This is a genomic window from Pedobacter sp. L105 (assembly GCF_009765875.1).
Classification (GTDB): Bacteria; Bacteroidota; Bacteroidia; order Sphingobacteriales; family Sphingobacteriaceae; genus Pedobacter.
This window is the reverse complement of the sequence record NZ_LMUP01000004.1, coordinates 1,166,007-1,184,396: the sequence shown is the minus strand read 5'-3', so window position 1 is coordinate 1,184,396 and position 18,390 is coordinate 1,166,007. Positions and strand designations below refer to the sequence as shown.

General features: G+C 40.0%; 17 protein-coding genes. 9 read left to right on the top strand and 8 right to left on the bottom strand.

Annotated features, from left to right (window positions below; genetic code table 11):
* Positions 1-143: 143 nt before the first annotated feature.
* The 3 genes from tilS (at position 144) to bshA (ending at position 3,415) form a co-directional block, all read left to right on the top strand.
* Positions 144-1,475 (top strand): tRNA lysidine(34) synthetase TilS, encoded by a 1,332-nt coding sequence (tilS, locus tag GSQ84_RS10305; protein WP_158797126.1) that lies wholly within the window; start codon positions 144-146, stop codon positions 1,473-1,475.
* A complete protein-coding gene (locus GSQ84_RS10300) occupies positions 1,476-1,958 on the top strand; it encodes a hypothetical protein (protein WP_158797125.1) in 483 nt (160 codons plus the stop codon). It abuts the gene before it with no gap.
* A 287-nt stretch (positions 1,959-2,245) separates the two neighbouring features.
* Positions 2,246-3,415 (top strand): N-acetyl-alpha-D-glucosaminyl L-malate synthase BshA, encoded by a 1,170-nt coding sequence (bshA, locus tag GSQ84_RS10295; protein WP_158797124.1) that lies wholly within the window; start codon positions 2,246-2,248, stop codon positions 3,413-3,415.
* 89 nt (positions 3,416-3,504) lie between these two features.
* Here bshA and GSQ84_RS10290 read toward each other — a convergent pair whose 3' ends face one another.
* Both GSQ84_RS10290 and GSQ84_RS10285 read right to left on the bottom strand, forming a co-directional pair.
* Entirely contained in the window at positions 3,505-4,620 is a 1,116-nt protein-coding gene (locus GSQ84_RS10290) for a lactonase family protein (RefSeq protein WP_158797123.1), read from the bottom strand.
* Between the two features lie 90 nt (positions 4,621-4,710).
* Positions 4,711-6,282 carry a pseudouridine synthase gene (locus tag GSQ84_RS10285; protein ID WP_158797122.1) on the bottom strand — a complete coding sequence of 524 codons (1,572 nt, stop codon included), beginning with the start codon at positions 6,280-6,282 and terminating at the stop codon, positions 4,711-4,713.
* A gap of 271 nt (positions 6,283-6,553) precedes the next feature.
* Between GSQ84_RS10285 and GSQ84_RS10280 the strand changes: the two genes are divergently transcribed.
* From GSQ84_RS10280 to GSQ84_RS10260, 5 genes are all read left to right on the top strand, one after another.
* Positions 6,554-7,279 (top strand): lytic transglycosylase domain-containing protein, encoded by a 726-nt coding sequence (locus GSQ84_RS10280; protein ID WP_371416356.1) that lies wholly within the window; start codon positions 6,554-6,556, stop codon positions 7,277-7,279.
* Between the two features lie 218 nt (positions 7,280-7,497).
* Entirely contained in the window at positions 7,498-7,869 is a 372-nt protein-coding gene (locus GSQ84_RS10275) for a hypothetical protein (RefSeq protein WP_158797120.1), read from the top strand.
* A 133-nt stretch (positions 7,870-8,002) separates the two neighbouring features.
* A complete protein-coding gene (locus GSQ84_RS10270) occupies positions 8,003-8,929 on the top strand; it encodes a hypothetical protein (protein WP_158797119.1) in 927 nt (308 codons plus the stop codon).
* A 154-nt stretch (positions 8,930-9,083) separates the two neighbouring features.
* The gene (uvrA, locus tag GSQ84_RS10265; RefSeq protein ID WP_158797118.1) at positions 9,084-11,924 is read left to right on the top strand and encodes an excinuclease ABC subunit UvrA; all 2,841 of its coding nucleotides are present in this window, start codon (positions 9,084-9,086) and stop codon (positions 11,922-11,924) included.
* 10 nt (positions 11,925-11,934) lie between these two features.
* On the top strand, positions 11,935-13,419 hold the full coding sequence (locus GSQ84_RS10260; protein ID WP_158797117.1) for an NAD(P)H-hydrate dehydratase: 1,485 nt from the start codon (positions 11,935-11,937) through the stop codon (positions 13,417-13,419).
* Here GSQ84_RS10260 and GSQ84_RS10255 read toward each other — a convergent pair.
* The 3 genes from GSQ84_RS10255 to lipA form a co-directional block, all read right to left on the bottom strand.
* Positions 13,412-14,260, bottom strand: a complete 849-nt coding sequence (locus tag GSQ84_RS10255; RefSeq protein ID WP_158797116.1) for an anti-sigma factor domain-containing protein — start codon at positions 14,258-14,260, stop codon at positions 13,412-13,414. The genes GSQ84_RS10260 and GSQ84_RS10255 overlap by 8 nt on opposite strands.
* A complete protein-coding gene (locus GSQ84_RS10250) occupies positions 14,261-14,812 on the bottom strand; it encodes an RNA polymerase sigma factor (RefSeq protein WP_158797115.1) in 552 nt (183 codons plus the stop codon).
* Between the two features lie 62 nt (positions 14,813-14,874).
* Positions 14,875-15,753 carry a lipoyl synthase gene (lipA, locus tag GSQ84_RS10245; RefSeq protein ID WP_158797114.1) on the bottom strand — a complete coding sequence of 293 codons (879 nt, stop codon included), beginning with the start codon at positions 15,751-15,753 and terminating at the stop codon, positions 14,875-14,877.
* Between the two features lie 200 nt (positions 15,754-15,953).
* Here lipA and GSQ84_RS10240 point away from each other — a divergent pair, with 200 nt between their 5' ends.
* A complete protein-coding gene (locus GSQ84_RS10240; protein ID WP_158797113.1) occupies positions 15,954-16,358 on the top strand; it encodes an OsmC family protein in 405 nt (134 codons plus the stop codon).
* On the opposite strand, the gene ytxJ is transcribed toward GSQ84_RS10240, so the two are convergent.
* The 3 genes from ytxJ to GSQ84_RS10225 form a co-directional block, all read right to left on the bottom strand.
* Positions 16,348-16,683 (bottom strand): bacillithiol system redox-active protein YtxJ, encoded by a 336-nt coding sequence (ytxJ, locus tag GSQ84_RS10235; protein WP_371416355.1) that lies wholly within the window; start codon positions 16,681-16,683, stop codon positions 16,348-16,350. The genes GSQ84_RS10240 and ytxJ overlap by 11 nt on opposite strands.
* Before the next feature lie 278 nt (positions 16,684-16,961).
* Positions 16,962-17,453 carry a 6,7-dimethyl-8-ribityllumazine synthase gene (gene ribH, locus GSQ84_RS10230; protein WP_158797112.1) on the bottom strand — a complete coding sequence of 164 codons (492 nt, stop codon included), beginning with the start codon at positions 17,451-17,453 and terminating at the stop codon, positions 16,962-16,964.
* 77 nt (positions 17,454-17,530) lie between these two features.
* Positions 17,531-18,202, bottom strand: a complete 672-nt coding sequence (locus GSQ84_RS10225; RefSeq protein ID WP_158797111.1) for a tetratricopeptide repeat protein — start codon at positions 18,200-18,202, stop codon at positions 17,531-17,533.
* Between the last annotated feature and the right edge of the window lie 188 nt (positions 18,203-18,390).

Genomic DNA, 18,390 nt, shown 5'->3' with positions numbered 1-18,390 from the left:
CACGATGCAAAGTTAGTTTTTTGTAAGGTATTTGTGTCATTATTTGAATAATCTAACTTAACATGGTTTAGTTTGTCTGATATTCATATTTTTTATATTGTAATATTAATAAGTAGACAGCTTAAAATTAATATTTTTGGAAGATGTTACCCTTACAGAATTTTATTGATTATGTTAATCAGAATAGTCTTTTTGATCCGGAAGACAGAATTTTACTGGCTGTAAGCGGGGGGAAAGACTCTGTTTTGATGGTTCATCTTTTTAAGCAGGCTGGTTATAATTTTGGGATTGCACATTGCAATTTCAAACTGAGGGGAGCAGAGTCGCAAAGGGATGAGCAGTTTGTCCTTGAGCTGGCTTCATCATTGGACGTACCTTTTTATGTTACACATTTTGATACCAAAGCGTATGCAGCTGCCCAAAGGATCTCTACCCAGATGGCTGCCCGCGACCTTCGGTACCGCTGGTTTGAACAATTAAGGGGAGAGAAAGGTTTCGACCGAATTGCAGTTGCCCATCACCAGGATGATGCTATAGAAACCATTTTGCTTAATCTGGTAAGGGGTACCGGAATTTCGGGTCTCCATGGTATTCTGCCAAAAAGAGATTATCTGGTAAGGCCTTTGCTTTTTCTTTCCCGGAACCAGATCGAAGAGCTGATTGCCGCCAATGGGTTAGCATTTGTTGAAGACAGCTCCAATGGGAGTGCTGCTTATGCGCGAAATAAGATCAGGCTGAATGTAATCCCTAAATTAAAGGAGATCAACCCCAGTTTGGAGCATACCTTTGCGCAAAATATACAGCGTTTTACAGAGACAGAACTGGTATTACAGCAGGTGGTAGCTCAGCTGAAATCAGATATTTGTGAAGAGAGAGGTAACGGGATTTATATTTCAATGGAGAAAATCGGCAGGTTAAACCCTAAAAAGCTGCTGTTATTTGAACTCTTAAAAGATTATAATTTCACAGCAGTAGTGCTGGAGGAGGTACTGAATTCCCTGACTAAACAAAGCGGAACTTCATTTTATAGTAGCAGTCACCGGATTACGATTGACAGAATTGAGATGATCATCACCAGGATCTCGGCAGCAGCAGGTCTTAATAAGATCATTCATCATGGAGTACATCATGTCCTGCTTAACAATCAGTCTATTATCATAACCTATTCAGATGAACTATCTTTTGAAAATAATAAACATAAAGCTTTTGTAGATGCCGATCAGCTGATCTTTCCGCTGGTGATCAGAAGCTGGCAGGAAGGTGACCGTTTTATGCCGATAGGGATGAAAAATTATAAAAACTTGAGTGATTTTTTTATCGATCAGAAAATTCCTCTTCCGGAAAAGTCGGCTGTTCCGATTTTGATTAATGGAAACGGAGAGGTAGTATGGGTAGTTGGCCTGCGTCAGGACAATCGATATAAAGTCACCTCAACAACAAAAAAAGTCGTTATATTCGAGCAGAATTTTAATTAAATGAGTAGTAAGCCCGCTTTTCTGGAGAAACAATATATTGGGCGCGATTACATCAGGATTTGTATCCGGCTGTTAATGGCGGCGTTCTGTTTTGGTGCCTATGTTTATGAAAGGGACCGCGATAATACACAGGATCTTTTCCTTGTGGTAGGTTTTGGAATCATCGGGATTTCTATCATCCTGTTATTTATGATTCAGTATAAGATTACCATTTTGAATAAAAGCATTATTATCGATGGCCTTTGGACAGCAAAGAGAGTGAAGATCGACCTGAATAGTATTGTCAGCGTTAGAAAAGATACCTATAGCAGTTACCTGTTTAATAATCCTGTTTATAATTTACACCATAAAGGAACGATTCGTTTTTACTCATCTGGTAAGGATGCGGTGGTGTTGACCGACAGAGATGGCCTGGAGTATTACATTGGTACACAACGACCTAACGAGATGTATCTGGTAATCCAGGCAGAAATGGGCAAGTAATTTCATTACGCAACAAAATAATTGCAATTGTTTAACACAAAGCTCAGCTTAAGTGCTGTAATTTGTAATTGTAAAACAGTTTTATAAAAACTGTACAGAATTTATATTAATGAAAGCATCATGATCTTCAGCTCTCCTTATCATAAGGAATATTATATCATGAGCAATCATAACCAATAAAAAACAATTGTTCTCTAATGAAACTTATATGAGCTTAGAGCTCGCGTAACATAATGAGTATAAGCTCATGTAAGCTTTATTACGTTTAAAAAACTATATATACTCTAATGAAAATAGGTATTGTTTGTTACCCTACGTTTGGCGGTAGTGGTGTTGTGGCTACAGAACTGGGAAAGGCACTGGCCGATGAAGGGCATCAGGTCCATTTTATTACTTACAGTCAGCCCGCAAGATTAGATTTTTTCTCAGCTAACCTGTATTACCATGAGGTTTCTGTAAGAGATTATCCTTTATTTGATTATGCTCCTTATGAGTCTGCCCTTGCCAGTAAACTGGTTGATGTGGTGAGATTTGAAAAACTGGATATCCTCCATGTACATTATGCTATCCCTCATGCTTCTGCAGCTTTTATGGCAAAGCAGATTCTGGAAACGTATGGTATTCATATTCCTTTTGTCACTACGCTCCATGGAACGGATATTACACTGGTAGGTAAAGATCCTACTTATAAACCTGTTGTAACTTTTTCCATCAATAAATCTGATGGGGTTACTACTGTTTCCCATGACCTGAAAGAAGATACCAAGAAACATTTCGATATTACGAATGAAATTGAGGTGATCCCCAATTTTATAGATTTTAGCAGGTTTAGTCTGAAAGCAAAGGATCATTTTAAGAAAGCTATTGCACCTAATAATGAAAGGATATTGATCCATACGTCGAATTTCCGCAAGGTAAAACGGACAGCTGATGTGATCGAAATGTTTAAACTAATCCAGCAAAAGATTCCATCCAAATTATTAATGGTAGGGGATGGTCCAGACCGTGCGAACAATGAACAACTTTGCAGGGACCTGGGGATTTGCGATCATGTGCGTTTCCTGGGTAAACAGGATGCTATTGAAGAGATTTTATCTGTGGCCGACTTATTTCTGATGCCTTCAGAGACAGAGAGTTTTGGATTGGCTGCATTAGAAGCAATGGCCTGTAAAGTTCCTGTAATCAGCTCAAATGCGGGCGGTTTACCTGAATTGAATGTAGATGGCTTCTGCGGGTATATGAGTAATGTAGGTGATGTTGAAGATATGGCGGCAAAAGCAATCAGTATTCTTGAAAATGACGAGGTCTTAAACCAGTTTAAGGAAAATGCTTTTACAAGGGCACAGGATTTTGACCTGAAAAAGATTCTGCCGCATTACATTGAATTTTATAACAGGATTATCTCAAAACATTTGGAGCTTCACCCGGCAACTGCCACTGAAGAAGTACAGTTTTAAAATAAGCTGTTCAATCTGTAAAACTGAATACCACATAAAAAGCCCAGATAATGTTAATTACCTGGGCTTTTTACTGAATAATAAATAGATTATTTTTTAGGTACAAAGACGAAACATACCGGAGCGCCGATATCTATCTTCCTTCCTGTATTGGTTAGTTCACCGGTGATCTTATTACGCTTAAAGATGACAATGTCATTGGTATACTGGTGGCCCATCAACAACCAGTTGCCGCTTGGGTCGATCACAAAAGCTCTGGGACCTCTACCACCGGTACTCATCTGGCCTTTTCTCAGCAATTTTCCGTTCTGGCCGACTGCAAAAGTGGTAATGGTATTTGCATCTCCTCTATTACTGATGTAAAGGAATTTTCCGTCAGCAGAGAACTGAATATCTGAACCACCGTTTTGTCCTTTAAAGCCCGGGGTTGCCAGATTGGTATCCTGTAATTTCTTCAGGTTTCCATCATTATAGCTAAACACAGTTACATCTGCATTTAATTCCTGGATCAGGTAGGCAAATTTCCCATTGGGACTAAATACGATATGTCGTGGTCCCCTGCCAGCTTTTACACTCACACTGTTTTTATAGACCAGAACTTTATCGTCGCCGTTTTTATTGTAGGTATAGAAGTAAACTTTGTCTTCTCCAAGGTCATTGGATACGATGTATTTATGATCAGGGGTAAAACGTACCATATGCACATGCGGTCCTTTTTGTCTCGCTGTGTCAATGCTGGAACCTGTATGCTGAACAACTTGTTTTGCTGGTGTTAGTGCCCCGCTTGCATCTCTACCAAACACGGCAATGCTTCCGCTGCTGTAATTGGCGATCAATACATTTTTATCGTCTGCGATCAGGTAACAGGGATCTGTACCTTCTGCTTTTTGCTGATTTAAAAAACCTAATTTACCACTGGCCTCATCAAAGCTGAAAGCACTTACCATACTTCGCTCGGCATCTTCGTTTACAGCGTAAACAAACCTCCTGTCCTGGGTAACGGTTAGAAAGCTTGGATTGATCACATTCTTCTCTACAGCTTCCTGCTTAAATTCTGCATTGGCCGTATTAAAATCATAGACATAAATACCCTTGCTTACACCCGGAGCCGTATAGGTTCCGATAACCAGGTGGTAATTTTTTGTCTGTGCTTTTGCGGATAGGGAGAAGAGCGCGGCGGCTAGTACATAAAGTAGTTTTTTCATGGGTAAATTGTTGTGGTTATAGGTGATGAAGCTTAGTTTTTTATAGGTAATAAAAACCCGCATAGGCAATAAGCTTATGCGGGTTGTATTTTATTTGATCAAATGTTTGATTTGGATCAGTTCATGTTCTTCTAAATAACGCCATCTTCCGCGTGGAAGATCTTTTTTAGTCAGGTTACCATAAACTACACGGTCTAATTTAACCACCTCATAACCCAGGTGTTCAAAAATCCTGCGTACAATCCTGTTTTTACCGCTGTGGATCTGGATGCCTACTTCACGTTTTGAACCTCCTGTAACATAGGAAACAGAATCTGGTTTAATTATACCATCTTCCAGCTCCAGTCCGAACTGAATTTTGTTCAGGTCGCCCTGGCTTAAGCTTTTGCTCAATTCAACATGATATATTTTAGTGATCCCGTTTTTAGGGTGCGATAATTTATCGGCAAGGTCACCATCATTGGTCATTAATAAAAGACCAGTTGTATTACGGTCTAAACGGCCTACAGGGTAGATACGTTCCCTGCTTGCTTTTTCTACCAGTGACATTACTGTGCGGCGTTCCTGAGGATCATCTGTAGTGGTAATATAATCTTTAGGTTTATTTAAGATCACATAGATTTTCTTTTCACGTTTGAGCAATTCTCCGTTGTAACGAACTTCGTCTTTTGCAGGATCTATTTTATGTCCCAGTTCTGATACGGGTACATTGTTTACTGAAACTACACCTGCAGCGATCAGTTCATCTGCCTTACGACGTGAACAGATACCAGAGTTAGCGATATAGCGGTTTAAACGGATCTTTCCATCATCAGCGCTATTGCTTTCTTTTCTGCTGCGCATGGTTGGTGCAGCTGCCGGGCGTTCTTTAGAAAAAGGTTTTCCTCCTGATAATAGGGTAGAATCTTCTCTTTTTCTGAATGGCCTGCTGTCGGTACTTCTGGAAGTACTTGTTTTTTTATCATCAAAGGTTCTGAACGGTCTTTCGCCATCAGTACCATAATTGTCTTTCTTTACATAACTGCGGCTTTCATTTCTCGGCATTTCTTTAGAACTGCCTTCTTTGAATGCGCGTGGTTTGAAGCTTGAAGGGCCTCCTGAACTTCTTGGGCTTTTAGGTCTGAAGCTGTTGCTCTCTCCATCTTTACCAGCTCTTGGTCTGAAGTTGCTGCTGTCACCTTCTCTTGGTTTATAGCTGCTTCTTTCTCCGTCTCTCGGTGGCCTGCCTTTGAAATCCTTAGCGTCGCCATCTCTTCCTGCCCTTGGTCTGAAATTGCTGCTGTCGCCTTCTCTTGGTTTAAAGCTGCTTCTTTCTCCGTCTCTTGATGGTCTGCCTTTGTAACTGCTGTCGCCATCTCTTGGTGGCCTCGCTTTGAAATCTTTATTGTCACCGTCTCTTCCTGCTCCTGGTCTAAAGCTGCTGCGCTCGCCATCTCTTGGCTGCCTTGCTTTAAAATCTGTAGGGCCATCTTCTCTTGCTGCTCTTGGCCTGTAGTTGTCTTTGCCAGCCCCAGACTTACTCTTATCGTTCCCTTCTTTCCCCTCAAACTTGCTTTTGCCTTTGTAAGAACTATCTGTTCCGCCTCGGCTACTACCTGTTGTGCTTCGGTTTCCCGGTTTGGACTTGTCATCCCGACTGTTCCTGTTGTTATTTTTTATCATGATACGCTGTTAACCACATAATTAATGCGGGGTGCAAATTTAATAAAAATCGATGAATTCACAGCTTATATTTTCATGGCTTTTAATGAATTTAAAATCGTGCCCTATAGGTGTTTAAACGGGACTTTTGACCCAAAAAAAGGTAAATAGTTGATAATTAGCTTTATATATTGTATGTTTGCAAGCGTTTTAATTAGTGTTCACCAAAAAAAGGAGGAAAATGATAAAGAAACACATCATAACATGTTCGATAATTTTAGGATTATTGGTTATGGCAAAAGTGTTTGCTTACAACTTGCCCCAAGCAACAAAAAGTCAAAAAAAAGTAGTTAATACCAGTACAAAAACCATTACCACTACCACCATAAAAGAAGAGCCGGTATCTCTGATGGCCCGGTTAAATTTTGCAGAAGAATCTTTGCCCTTAGGTGATAAAAGGGTAGAGCGAAAAATGAAGAAAGTTCTTGCTGCCCATAATTTCAGTCACCTTCAAACCACTCATTTACAGCAACTCGCAGCAGAATGGTTCCCCATCATAGAGCCTATTCTGGCAGCTTATGGTATTCCGGATGATTTTAAGTATGTACCCCTGGTTGAATCAGGTATACAAGGCGGAATGTCACCTAAAGGAGCCAATGGATTCTGGCAATTTATGCCAGGCACAGCCCGTACCTACGGACTGAGAGTAAATTCAGAAATTGATGAACGTAAAAACTTACGAAAATCTACCATTGCGGCTTGTAAATATATCAAAGAATTGTATGGCGTATTTGATAGTTGGACCCTGGTTGCAGCAGCCTATAATGTTGGCGATAATCACATGAAAAAACAGATCCACAGACAAAGTGAGGATAATTATTTCAAAATGAAGCTTAACCGTGAAACTGGTGGTTATGTTTACAAGCTGATTTCTATGAAGGAGACGATAAAAGATCCTAAACGATTGGTCGATCCTTCACCTAAGCGTGTCCTGGCAATGGATACCAACAGGGAGTAAAATCTTATCCAGGCAATCGGAAGAAGCTATTATATGCCATCTCCCGATTGCCTTTTTCTACTGTTCGTTTTCGATCTGTTAATGTTCATTAACGAACGCATGGATTAGCCTGATGGCTATTCTGATTGATTTTTAGGGGTATTTTGCTTGATTTTGGATCTGGCACATCATTAGCAGTTATCTGATTTGAAATCATTTAACACTTAAATTTTGTACTCATGAACAGTTTAAAACTTCTTTCTTTTGCAGGCCTGTTTATCCTTCAGTGGCCCAATTACACCAAACATTGGGACAGCCATGAAACTAACGGGCATAATGACGCTAAATTCGAAGAGTTTAACGGTAAACAAAAATATGAGGTTAAACTACCGGCAAACGGTGATTTTTCTTTTAAATATACTTCGGTTACCAAAAAAGGAAAGCTCCACCTGGTTGTAAAATCTTCTTCAAAAATGGTTCTGGATAAAGATCTTATAGGATCAGACTCGGGAGAGCTGAAAATTGAGAATCCAAAAGGTGAGAAATACAATTACATTTTTACTGCTGTTCATGCTGAAGGTAGTTTTGAGGTGAATTATAAGGCGCTATAGCCTGTAAATTTTCCGCCTGTCACTGTAGTCTCGCGGGCAGCATAAATTTTCAATTTTACCCAGTATTTGTTTTTAGATAAATATTTTCATTTTTTGTTAACTTCAGTAGTTCTTTTGGAATTAAGTTAGTTCCATGATTAGAAAAGAAGATAATTTATGGAAAGGTGTATTGAGTAAAGTATTCCCGGATTTCATACGTTTTGTTCATCCGGGCATAGCTGAAATTTTGGATCTGGAAAGGGGTTATGAATTGCTGGATAAAGAACTTGAACAGGTTTTTCCTCCGCATGATGAGATATATTCTTCCAAAATAGCAGACCAGCTGGTAAAGGTATTTACAAAAGACGGGCGGCAAGAGTGGATCTTAATCCATATCGAGATTCAGGGTAAGTATAGCAGGGATTTTGGCGAACGTATGTTTACTTATTTCTATCGTTTATTCGATAAATATCATAAGCGAATATCTGTTTATGCTATTTTTACCGAGGCTACACCTAAATCACGTCCTGATATTTTTAAACTGGAGTTCTTAGATACAAAGCTAAACTACCGTTTCAATGTCTATAAAATAACGGAGTTTACAGATGAAGAACTACTTGCTAATGAAAATCCTTTTGCCCTGGTGGTACTGGCAGCGCGAACAGCTTTTGCGGGTAAGGATATAAAGGATGCTATGCAACGGGAAGAATTAATGCTGAACTTAAAACTGAAATTGGTGAGAGAGTTACTTCAAAGGAAAATTGAGCGTGAAAAGGTAGGTGCGATATTTAAATTTATTAAATTTTATATCCGTTTTGAAAATGATGAAAGAAATATTACTTTTGACAATGAGGTACATATTTTAACTAAAACCATAACCAATATGACTTACGAGGAACAAGTACAAGAGATTTCTAATAGATGGGCTAGCGAAAGGGCTGTTAATAATTCTAATAAAAAATTAGCACGTAAACTTCTTTTTGAGGAAGGATTTTCCATGAGTAAAATTGCTAGGCTCCTGGAAGTGCCGGTCAAAATTGTAAAGAAGATCCGTGATGAAAAGGTCGCATTGGAAAATTAGGGTATCAGCAATTTTTTAGCTATCCACGATGGTTTTTTTATTTCTGTTTTTTTTACAAAACCTGCAACATCTGATGATAAAATTTTTAGCATTTTTGTGGCTGAAAATTTGCTATCTTAAATTCAAAAGATTTCAATTGCGTTTTTAAAAATATATGAGCAAAAATACCATCGACCTGGGCGAGCAAAAAGATGTTGAAGTATACGGTGCCAGGGTTCACAACCTAAAAAATATTGATATTTCCTTTCCAAGAAACCAGCTGGTTGTTATTACCGGACTAAGTGGCAGTGGTAAGTCATCTTTGGCATTCGATACCATCTATGCCGAAGGCCAGCGGCGTTATATGGAAACTTTCAGTGCCTATTCGCGCCAGTTTATGGGCGGAATGGAAAGACCGGATGTAGATAAGGTATCCGGATTGAGTCCTGTTATTGCTATTGAACAGAAAACCACAAGTAAAAATCCAAGATCTACAGTAGGTACCATTACTGAAATCTATGATTTCATGCGTTTACTGTATGCCCGTACGGCAGATGCTTTCTCTTATAATACCGGAGAGAAAATGGAGCGCATGAGTGAAGACCAGATCCTCAATAATATTTATAAGAAATACGAAGGCCTTGCTGTTAATATTCTTGCTCCTGTAGTTAAGGGAAGAAAAGGGCATTACCGTGAATTATTTGAACAGATCCGCAAGCAGGGATATGTTAAAGTGCGTATCGATGGAGAAATTCAGGATATCACTGCAAAAATGCAGGTAGACCGCTATAAGATACATGATATTGAAATTGTTGTTGATCGTTTATTGATAGATCCTAAAGATCACAAACGATTAATTGATTCCGTACAGACTGCGATGCGCGTAGGTAAGGGAATTATCAAAATCAGTGATAAAGAAAATAACGTTTCCCACTTCAGCCGTTTTCTGATGTGCCCTACTACGGGAATATCTTATGATGAACCACAGCCGAACAGTTTTTCTTTTAACTCACCTTACGGGGCATGCGAACGCTGCGACGGACTGGGATACATTTTTGTGGTAGATAGGGAGTCGGTAATGCCTAATCCAAAGCTGAGTATCATGAACGGCGGTCTGGCACCACTTGGAGAATACCGGGATATCTGGATGTTCCAGGTGATTAAGGCATTGGCTAAAAAATACAGTTTTTCTCTTTCTACACCAATTGAGAAGCTGAGTGAAGAACATATCGATATGATCCTGAATGGTACGCCTGAGCTGCTTTCTGTAGCTGTGGAATACAATAAATGGAATGTACAAAACTACCAGATCACTTTTGACGGAATCATCAAACTGCTGGAAGAGCAGAATGAGAAAAAAGGCGAGGGTGCTGTGGATGATATGGAAAATTTCCGAAAATTAAAAACCTGCCCTGTTTGTAATGGCGCAAGGTTAAAAAAGGAAAGCCTTCATTTTAAGGTAGATGGCAAAAATATTTTTGAACTGGCTGAGATGGACATTAGCAGTCTTAAAGGCTGGTTCGTTGATGTGGAAAGCCGCTTAAGCGAACGTCAGAATGTTATTGCTAAAGAGATTTTAAAAGAGATCAGAATAAGACTGGGTTTCCTGTCTGATGTAGGCTTGAATTATCTTTCATTAGACCGCACCGCAAGAACGCTTTCTGGCGGTGAAGCACAGCGGATACGCCTGGCTACGCAAATTGGTTCACAGCTGATGAACGTGATGTATATCCTGGATGAGCCGAGTATCGGTTTACACCAGCGCGATAATGAACGTTTGATCGGAGCACTGAAAAACCTGCGCGACCTGGGAAATACAGTATTGGTAGTAGAGCATGATAAAGATATGATCCTGGAAGCGGATTATGTAATTGATGTTGGCCCTGCTGCTGGTTTACACGGCGGACAGATTGTTGCACAGGGGACCCCTTCCCAGATCCTGAAATCAAAAACATTGACTGCTGCTTATCTGAACGGCGAGAAAGAAATTGCTATTCCTAAAAAAAGGAGAAAAGGTAATGGACACAAGCTTTCTATTATTAAAGCCAGCGGACATAACCTGAAAGATGTATCTGTAGATTTTCCATTGGGTAAGTTCATCGCCGTTACCGGTGTTTCGGGCAGTGGGAAGTCCAGTTTAATTACGGAAACCTTATACCCGATTTTAAACCATCACTTTTTCAGGGCTAAAAAACATCCTCTTGCCTATGAGAAGATTAATGGTCTTAAAGAAATTGATAAAGTAATTGAAATTGACCAGGCTCCGATAGGGAGAACACCGAGGTCAAATCCTTCTACTTATACCGGTGTGTTTTCTGACATCAGGAACCTGTACGTACAATTGCCTGAAGCAAAAATACGGGGTTATAAACCAGGACGCTTTTCTTTTAACGTTAAAGGCGGCAGATGTGAAACCTGCCAGGGAGCGGGAATGAAAGTAATTGAAATGAATTTCCTTCCCGATGTTCATGTGCCTTGTGAAGAATGCGGGGGCAGAAGATACAACAGGGAGACCCTGGAAGTTCGTTACCGTGGTAAATCTATCAGTGACGTATTGGATATGAGCATTGAAGATGCCTGTGCCTTTTTTGAAAATATGCCGGTCATTTATCGCAAGATAAAAACATTAAAAGATGTAGGCCTCGGTTATATCACCCTTGGGCAGTCGTCAACTACCTTATCCGGTGGAGAAGCACAACGCGTTAAACTGGCTACCGAGTTATCAAAAAAAGATACCGGCAGGACTTTTTATATTCTGGATGAGCCTACTACTGGCCTGCATTTTGAGGACATCAACGTATTGCTGGGTGTATTGAATGAATTAGTGGACAAAGGAAATACCGTATTGGTAATTGAACATAACCTGGATGTGGTAAAAGTGGCCGACTGGGTCATTGATCTGGGTGAAGAAGGCGGGGCAGGCGGTGGAAGGATTCTTTTTGAAGGTACGCCTGAAGGATTGATCCAGAATCCAATCAGCCTGACCGGAAAGTTTTTAAAAAAGGAAATGGAATAATAGCTTAATTATGCAAAACCTGCTTACTTCAGAACAGATGCGTTCTACAGATGCATTTACAATCAAAAATAAAGGGATAACCTCTATTGCCCTGATGGAATCTGCCTCTATTGCTTTTGCAAAAGCATTTATGGAAGAAGTGAAGGATAAAACAACAGCTATCGCTGTATTATCCGGTAAAGGGAATAATGGAGCTGATGGACTGGCTATTGCAAGATTGCTAAAAGATGCCGGTTATCAGCAGGTATCTGTTTACCTGATTTTGTTCTCTTCCAGGGAAACTGAGGAATACAGAATTAATCTTAACCTGTTAAAATCATCAGGATTAAAACCAATTGATATAAACAGCCCCGGCCAATTGTCAACCTTAAAAGATGAAGTAATCATTGATGCTGTTTTAGGTTCCGGCTTAAATAAAGCCCTGGAAGGTAGTTACCGTGAACTGGCTGAATTGGTTAACGCGTTAAACCGTAAGGTAATTGCGGTAGATGTACCTACAGGCTTTCCCACAGAAGGAATAATCAATGAAGACAACGTTTATTTAAAGGCAGATCTGGTGATCTGTTTTCAGCGTCCTAAGATTAACTTTTTCTTTCCTGAATCTGCTGCAGCATTAACCCGCTTTCAGGTAGTAGAGATCGGTTTGGATGAAGAGTTTATACAGGGGCTTGATTCTCCCTATCAGCTGATTGATGCCTCTGCTATAACTGATCTGATCAAACCAAGAAAGTCTTTTAGCCATAAAGGTACTTATGGTCATGCACTGATTGTTGCAGGTCAGGAAGATACGATGGGAGCAGCTTTGCTGGCTTCCAGGGCATGTTTGCATGGAGGAGCAGGGTTAACAACAGTTTCCATACCTGAAAGTGGCTTAACCGCACTCAATGCTGCTCTGCCGGAAGTGATGTACATCAGCAGGAATAAGTTAGCTGAACTTAAAAAATTCAGTGCTGTTGCGGTAGGTCCCGGTTTGGGTACAGCTGATGAAAGCGTCAATCTTTTACAGCATCTCCTTCAATTCAAAGTGCCTTTGATTATAGATGCAGATGCGTTGAATATTTTGGCCAAATATCAGGAATTATTACAACAGGTAACTGAAGGATCTGTGCTTACACCACATATGAAAGAATTTGATCATTTATTTGGCACCCATTCTTCCTGGTGGGAGCGCCTGCAAACGGCCAGAAAAAAAGCTGTTGAAATTAAATGTGTGATCATACTCAAAAACCAATATACCTTTACTATCGATCAGAACGGTAAGGTGACCATCAATTCTACGGGTAATCCTGCGATGGCGCAGGGTGGGATGGGAGATACACTGACCGGATTAGTTTCTTCTTTTCTGGCACAGCATTATACCGCTCATCAAGCCGCTTATATTGCCTGTTATTTACATGGGAAGGCCGGAGATGAACTTGCAATTGAGCGTGTAAGTGTAACGGCCTCACAGTTAGGAGACCAGATACCGGTAACGCTAAAAGGATTAATTAAATAGTCACGCCACCCAGAACTACCATTTTTTCCATAGTTGGGTTAACACTTCCGCCGCGTTTTTCAAGCGTTACGGCAAATGCCTGTGCATTTCCTATTTCTTTCATCGTCACTAATAATTTCTTAGGCTGCGACTGTGCATCGAAAACACCCAGGTCTACTGGTTTCCCGTTCACCATTGCCCAAAGCTGATATTGATGATCGGCATCATTTTCTGGCAGTGCCATTTTAGTATTGTCCAGCACAACATGGTGTCCGGCTTTATGCCAGTATACCACAAGATTAGCTTTTGGTGAGATTTTAGTGCCTGATAATTTAACCGGAGTCCAGGTTGGATCGGAAGAAATAGCGGCAATTTTTTGAAGATCTTTATTTTCATCAGTGATATAACTGACCGTTGAAGCAAATTTCTGTTTATCTAAACTTAAAGATGCGATTTGCTGATTGGCTAAAGTTAAGCTGGAGTGTGCAGAATAGAGTGCTCCGGTGCTAATGACCAGCAGTGCGATACAGGCTACCAATGCAAATCTGAGCGACCTGATAGTTGATGCCGAGTTATCGTTATATAAAGGAACTATTTTAGCCTCTGGTTTTTCTTTAGCAGTTGTATTGGTTGTTGCAGGAGTTATTCTTTCAAAAATTTGTTTTTCTAAACCTGAGGTAGGTTGAATGGCATGGCTAAGAGCGTAATGTTCCATAGCAATCTCAATGGCAGTAATTTCCTCTTTTATTTCCGGATACTTAGCTGCCATTTCCTCTACCTCTAGTTGTTCCAAGGCATTTAATTGCCCTAAAACGTAAAGTTCAAGTATGCCTGTTTCGATATATGCTTTTGCTTCTTCCACCTAATTAAAATGCTTTCTTAATTCCATAATAGCCATCCTTATTCTGGTTTTCACCGTACCGAGGGGTAAATTCAGTTCTTCTGCAGCCTCAACGTGCGTATATCCTTTGAAATATACCATGTTTAACACATCATTGAATTCTGGTTTAAGGGCAGTAACTAAATCTCTTAAACCCAATGTATCAGCATTAAAGGTTAGCCTTTTTTGTGAGTCAATGAAATCTACGTTATTTTCGATGTCTTGGTTTTTGCTGGAATTTCGGAAATCTTTGGAGCGAATTTTATCAATAGCCAAATTACGGGCAACATTGATCATCCAGGTGAATAAACGGCCTTTACTGCTATCGTAGTTCTCTGCAGAGTTCCATATCTTAATGAAAGTTTCCTGCAGCAGGTCTTCAGCTACTTCTGAGTGTTGTACGATTCTTGAAATTACGCCCAACAGTGCACCCGAATACATATCGTATAATGCCTGTATAGCAATAGTCTCCTGACCTTTCAGTGCACGCACCAGGTCTTCTTCTGATAAAGATATTTTTTTAGTCGCTGCCAATGTTGCTAATATACATATTGTGTAACAAGTTCAAACATTTTTTTGTTTACACTTGAAATTGATTAGAAATCAAATAAATGTTTTTCAGCATGGTATGATGAACGGACTAAAGGGCCGCTTTCCACATATCTTAAACCTTTTGCCAATCCAATTTCTTTGTATTTGGCAAATTGATCAGGATGGATCCAGTCCACTACAGGATGGTGGTTGCGTGTTGGCTGTAAATACTGGCCTAAAGTAAGGATATGAACGCCATTGGCTACCAGATCGTCCATTGCTTCGAGTACATCATCTTCAGTTTCACCTAACCCGAGCATAATGCCGGTTTTGGTTCTCAGCCCGAACTCTGAAATTCTTTTCAGTGCTTCCAGACTTCTGTCATATTTTGCCTGTACCCTTACCTGTTTAGTTAAACGGCGAACAGTTTCAATATTGTGTGACATCACTTCAGGTCTTTCTTCCAGTACGCGGTAAAGGTTATCCCATATGCCCCTGAAATCAGGGATGAGTGTTTCCAGTGTAGTACCCGGACTTTCCCTGCGAATAGCCTGTAAGGTTTCTGCCCAGATGATCGACCCACCATCTTTCAAATCATCACGGTCTACCGAAGTGATCACGCAATGTTTTACCTGCATCAACTTTACCGAATTAGCTATACGGTTAGGTTCATCCAGATCTACGGCTTTTGGCCTGCCGGTAGCAACCGCACAAAATGAGCAGGAGCGGGTGCAGATATTACCCAGGATCATGAAGGTTGCGGTACCAGATCCCCAGCATTCACCCATATTAGGGCAATTACCACTTTCACAAATAGTATGCAATTTATGGGTATCCACCAGGCTGCGCACTTGTGCATACTCTTTACCTACAGGAAGCTTAACTCTAAGCCAGTCTGGTTTACGGTTTACTGTGTTAGCTGAAACAACCGGAAGTTCGATCATGGAACAAAGTTAAGCAATAGGTTTCAATTGTTGCAAACATGAAATGTATGTAAGGTGTAATGTTACCATTAAAACGAAACACCTTTCTGTAGAGTGAGAAATTAATATGGCCTAAAAACAGCAGGATCTGCTGTGCAGCGGATTGCAGGAAGCTTGCAGGATAAAAAATTAATACCAATCTTAGCTTAAATATTTATAAAATGGCAACTTCAAAAATAACTTATAACGGTGGGCTGAGGACCAGCTCTGTACATGAAAGGTCTGGTGATGAAATCATTACTGATGCACCTGTAGATAATAAAGGCAAGGGCGAAGCTTTTTCTCCAACAGATCTGCTGGCTACTTCTTTAGGAAATTGTATGCTTACCACCATCGGTATTGCCGGTGATGAGCACGGATTTGATATTACGGGGGCAACTTGTGAAATCACAAAAATTATGGCCGCAAATCCAAGAAAGGTAGAAGAAATTATCGCAGTCCTGCATTTTCCATCCAATAATTATTCGGACAAGGATAAAAAGATGATAGAGAAAGCCGCAAATACCTGTCCGGTAATTTACAGCCTTCATCCTGATCTTAAGAAAACCGTTTCTTTTAATTATTAATCACTTCCGCCACTTCATCAGCTGAAATGTCACTATGTGAGGCATCCAGCACGCAGCTTCCGTCTTTAATCAGGAGGATCTGTGGGGATTCATGATGAACCTGAAACGTTTCGGCTATCTGTGCAGATATTGCACGGTGGCTGATCAGGTCAAGGAAAAAAAGGTTTGTACCCTCGGGGATGACTTCCCAGTCCAGTTCAAAGCGTTTTTTCGCCATCATACTTACTGAGCAGCGGGTGCTGTGTTTAAATATTAAACTATAACCCGCTGTTGATTTGATATCGCTGATCTGATTGAGATCAGTAATGTTCGTCCACTTTATCATTGTCTTAATTTTTTTTAAGATCGCTTACTTCCTCCGGCTGCCTTTTGGATACGAACTGTATGCAGGGCAGATGCGGGATCCGCAGCTCTCTAAAACTGTCATTGCAAAAAATACACCAAGCAATATTAATGCTACTTTTTTCATCTGCTTATTATTTGTTTTTGATCTTTAAACCACTATACTGATTAACTACTTACGTTAAAAGCTGATCATGATTTCATTAAAATAGATTTCTTTTTGCTAATCTACGTTATTTAAGAAAAAAAACAAACCAGAGATTATACGGTTGCCAATAAATGAGCCATTTTTATAGCTGTTATCGCTGCTTCATCTCCTTTATTTCCATGTATCCCGCCCGATCTGTCCAGCGCCTGCTGTAAATCATTGGTGGTTAATACGCCAAAAATAACCGGTTTACTGTATTTAATGCCAACCTGGGTTACTCCGTTTGCTACTGCATCACAGATGAAATCAAAATGTTTGGTATCTCCCTGGATCACGCATCCTAAGCAGATTACGGCATCGAGTTCGGCATGTTTCTTTAAAAGAATTTCTGCTGCGCCTGTTAATTCAAAACTTCCCGGTACAGCAACAGAAAGAATGTTCTCTGCGATCACGCCATGTTTTAATAAGGTTTCCAATGCCCCTTTATACAGGCTGCCTGTTACGTCGGCGTTCCATTCTGCAACGGCGATAGCAATTTTATAAGCGCTCCCATCAGGAACTGTAGTATGTGAAAAATCAGAAAGATTCTTTAATTGTGTTGCCATGGCTCAAAGATAAGTAATAGGAATAAAAAAAGACCCGCATAAAATGCAGGTCTTTGTCAAAATATATATTGGGCTATCTATTTTCCCTGTAATGCCGTTGCGCGTGCGATATACTCATCTATCATCGCAGCTTCCTGACTTGAAGGGAATTCCGTTTTGATTTTAGTATAAGCATCTTCAGCTGATTTATAGTCTTTTTGTGTCTCGTAAACCAGTCCCAGTTTTTTCAGGAACATTGGAGAAGTAAACTTATTGCTGGATTTATCAGCTGCTTTTTTGTAGTAAGTGATCGCCTGGCTGTAATCTTTCAATTCACTGTAAGCATCGCCTAACATACCTAAGGCTAAAGGATCTGCAACAGGGCTTCCGGTTTCAGAATATTTACCCAATACTTCAATTGCTTTTTTGTATTCGCCTTTACGCAGGTAAATACCTCCAAGGTACAGGTTAGCCAGGTTAGCTGATTTTGTATTGTTGTACTCATCGGCAATTTTTTCAAACCCAGGGTAACCTGAATCGCCATTAATAGCTTTATTTGACAGCGAGTCTACACCAACGTATTGTTCTGCTTTGTACATTTTTGAGGAAGCTTCTTCAGCTCTGCCTTTTAAATATACATTCTGGTACCAAAAATAGATAAGTACTAAAACGACTACTGCACCGGCAATGAATAAAAGGCTTTTAGAGTTTTCTTCTAAAAAGGAACCCTTTCTAACATTATGATTTACTTCTTTTTCTGTTGTAGACATTATTTAATAAAAATTAAGGATTGCAAAAATACATTTTTCGGTCAAAGTATCAACCTCTTTTTTCAGTATTTAACTAAAGTTTTATTCAGCCGGTCAATTTCGAACCACCTGAATGTGATAGGGATAGCCCGGAGCCATAAACAAATCTGCCGATCGCGTTATTTTAACAAAGCTAAACGGTAACTTTG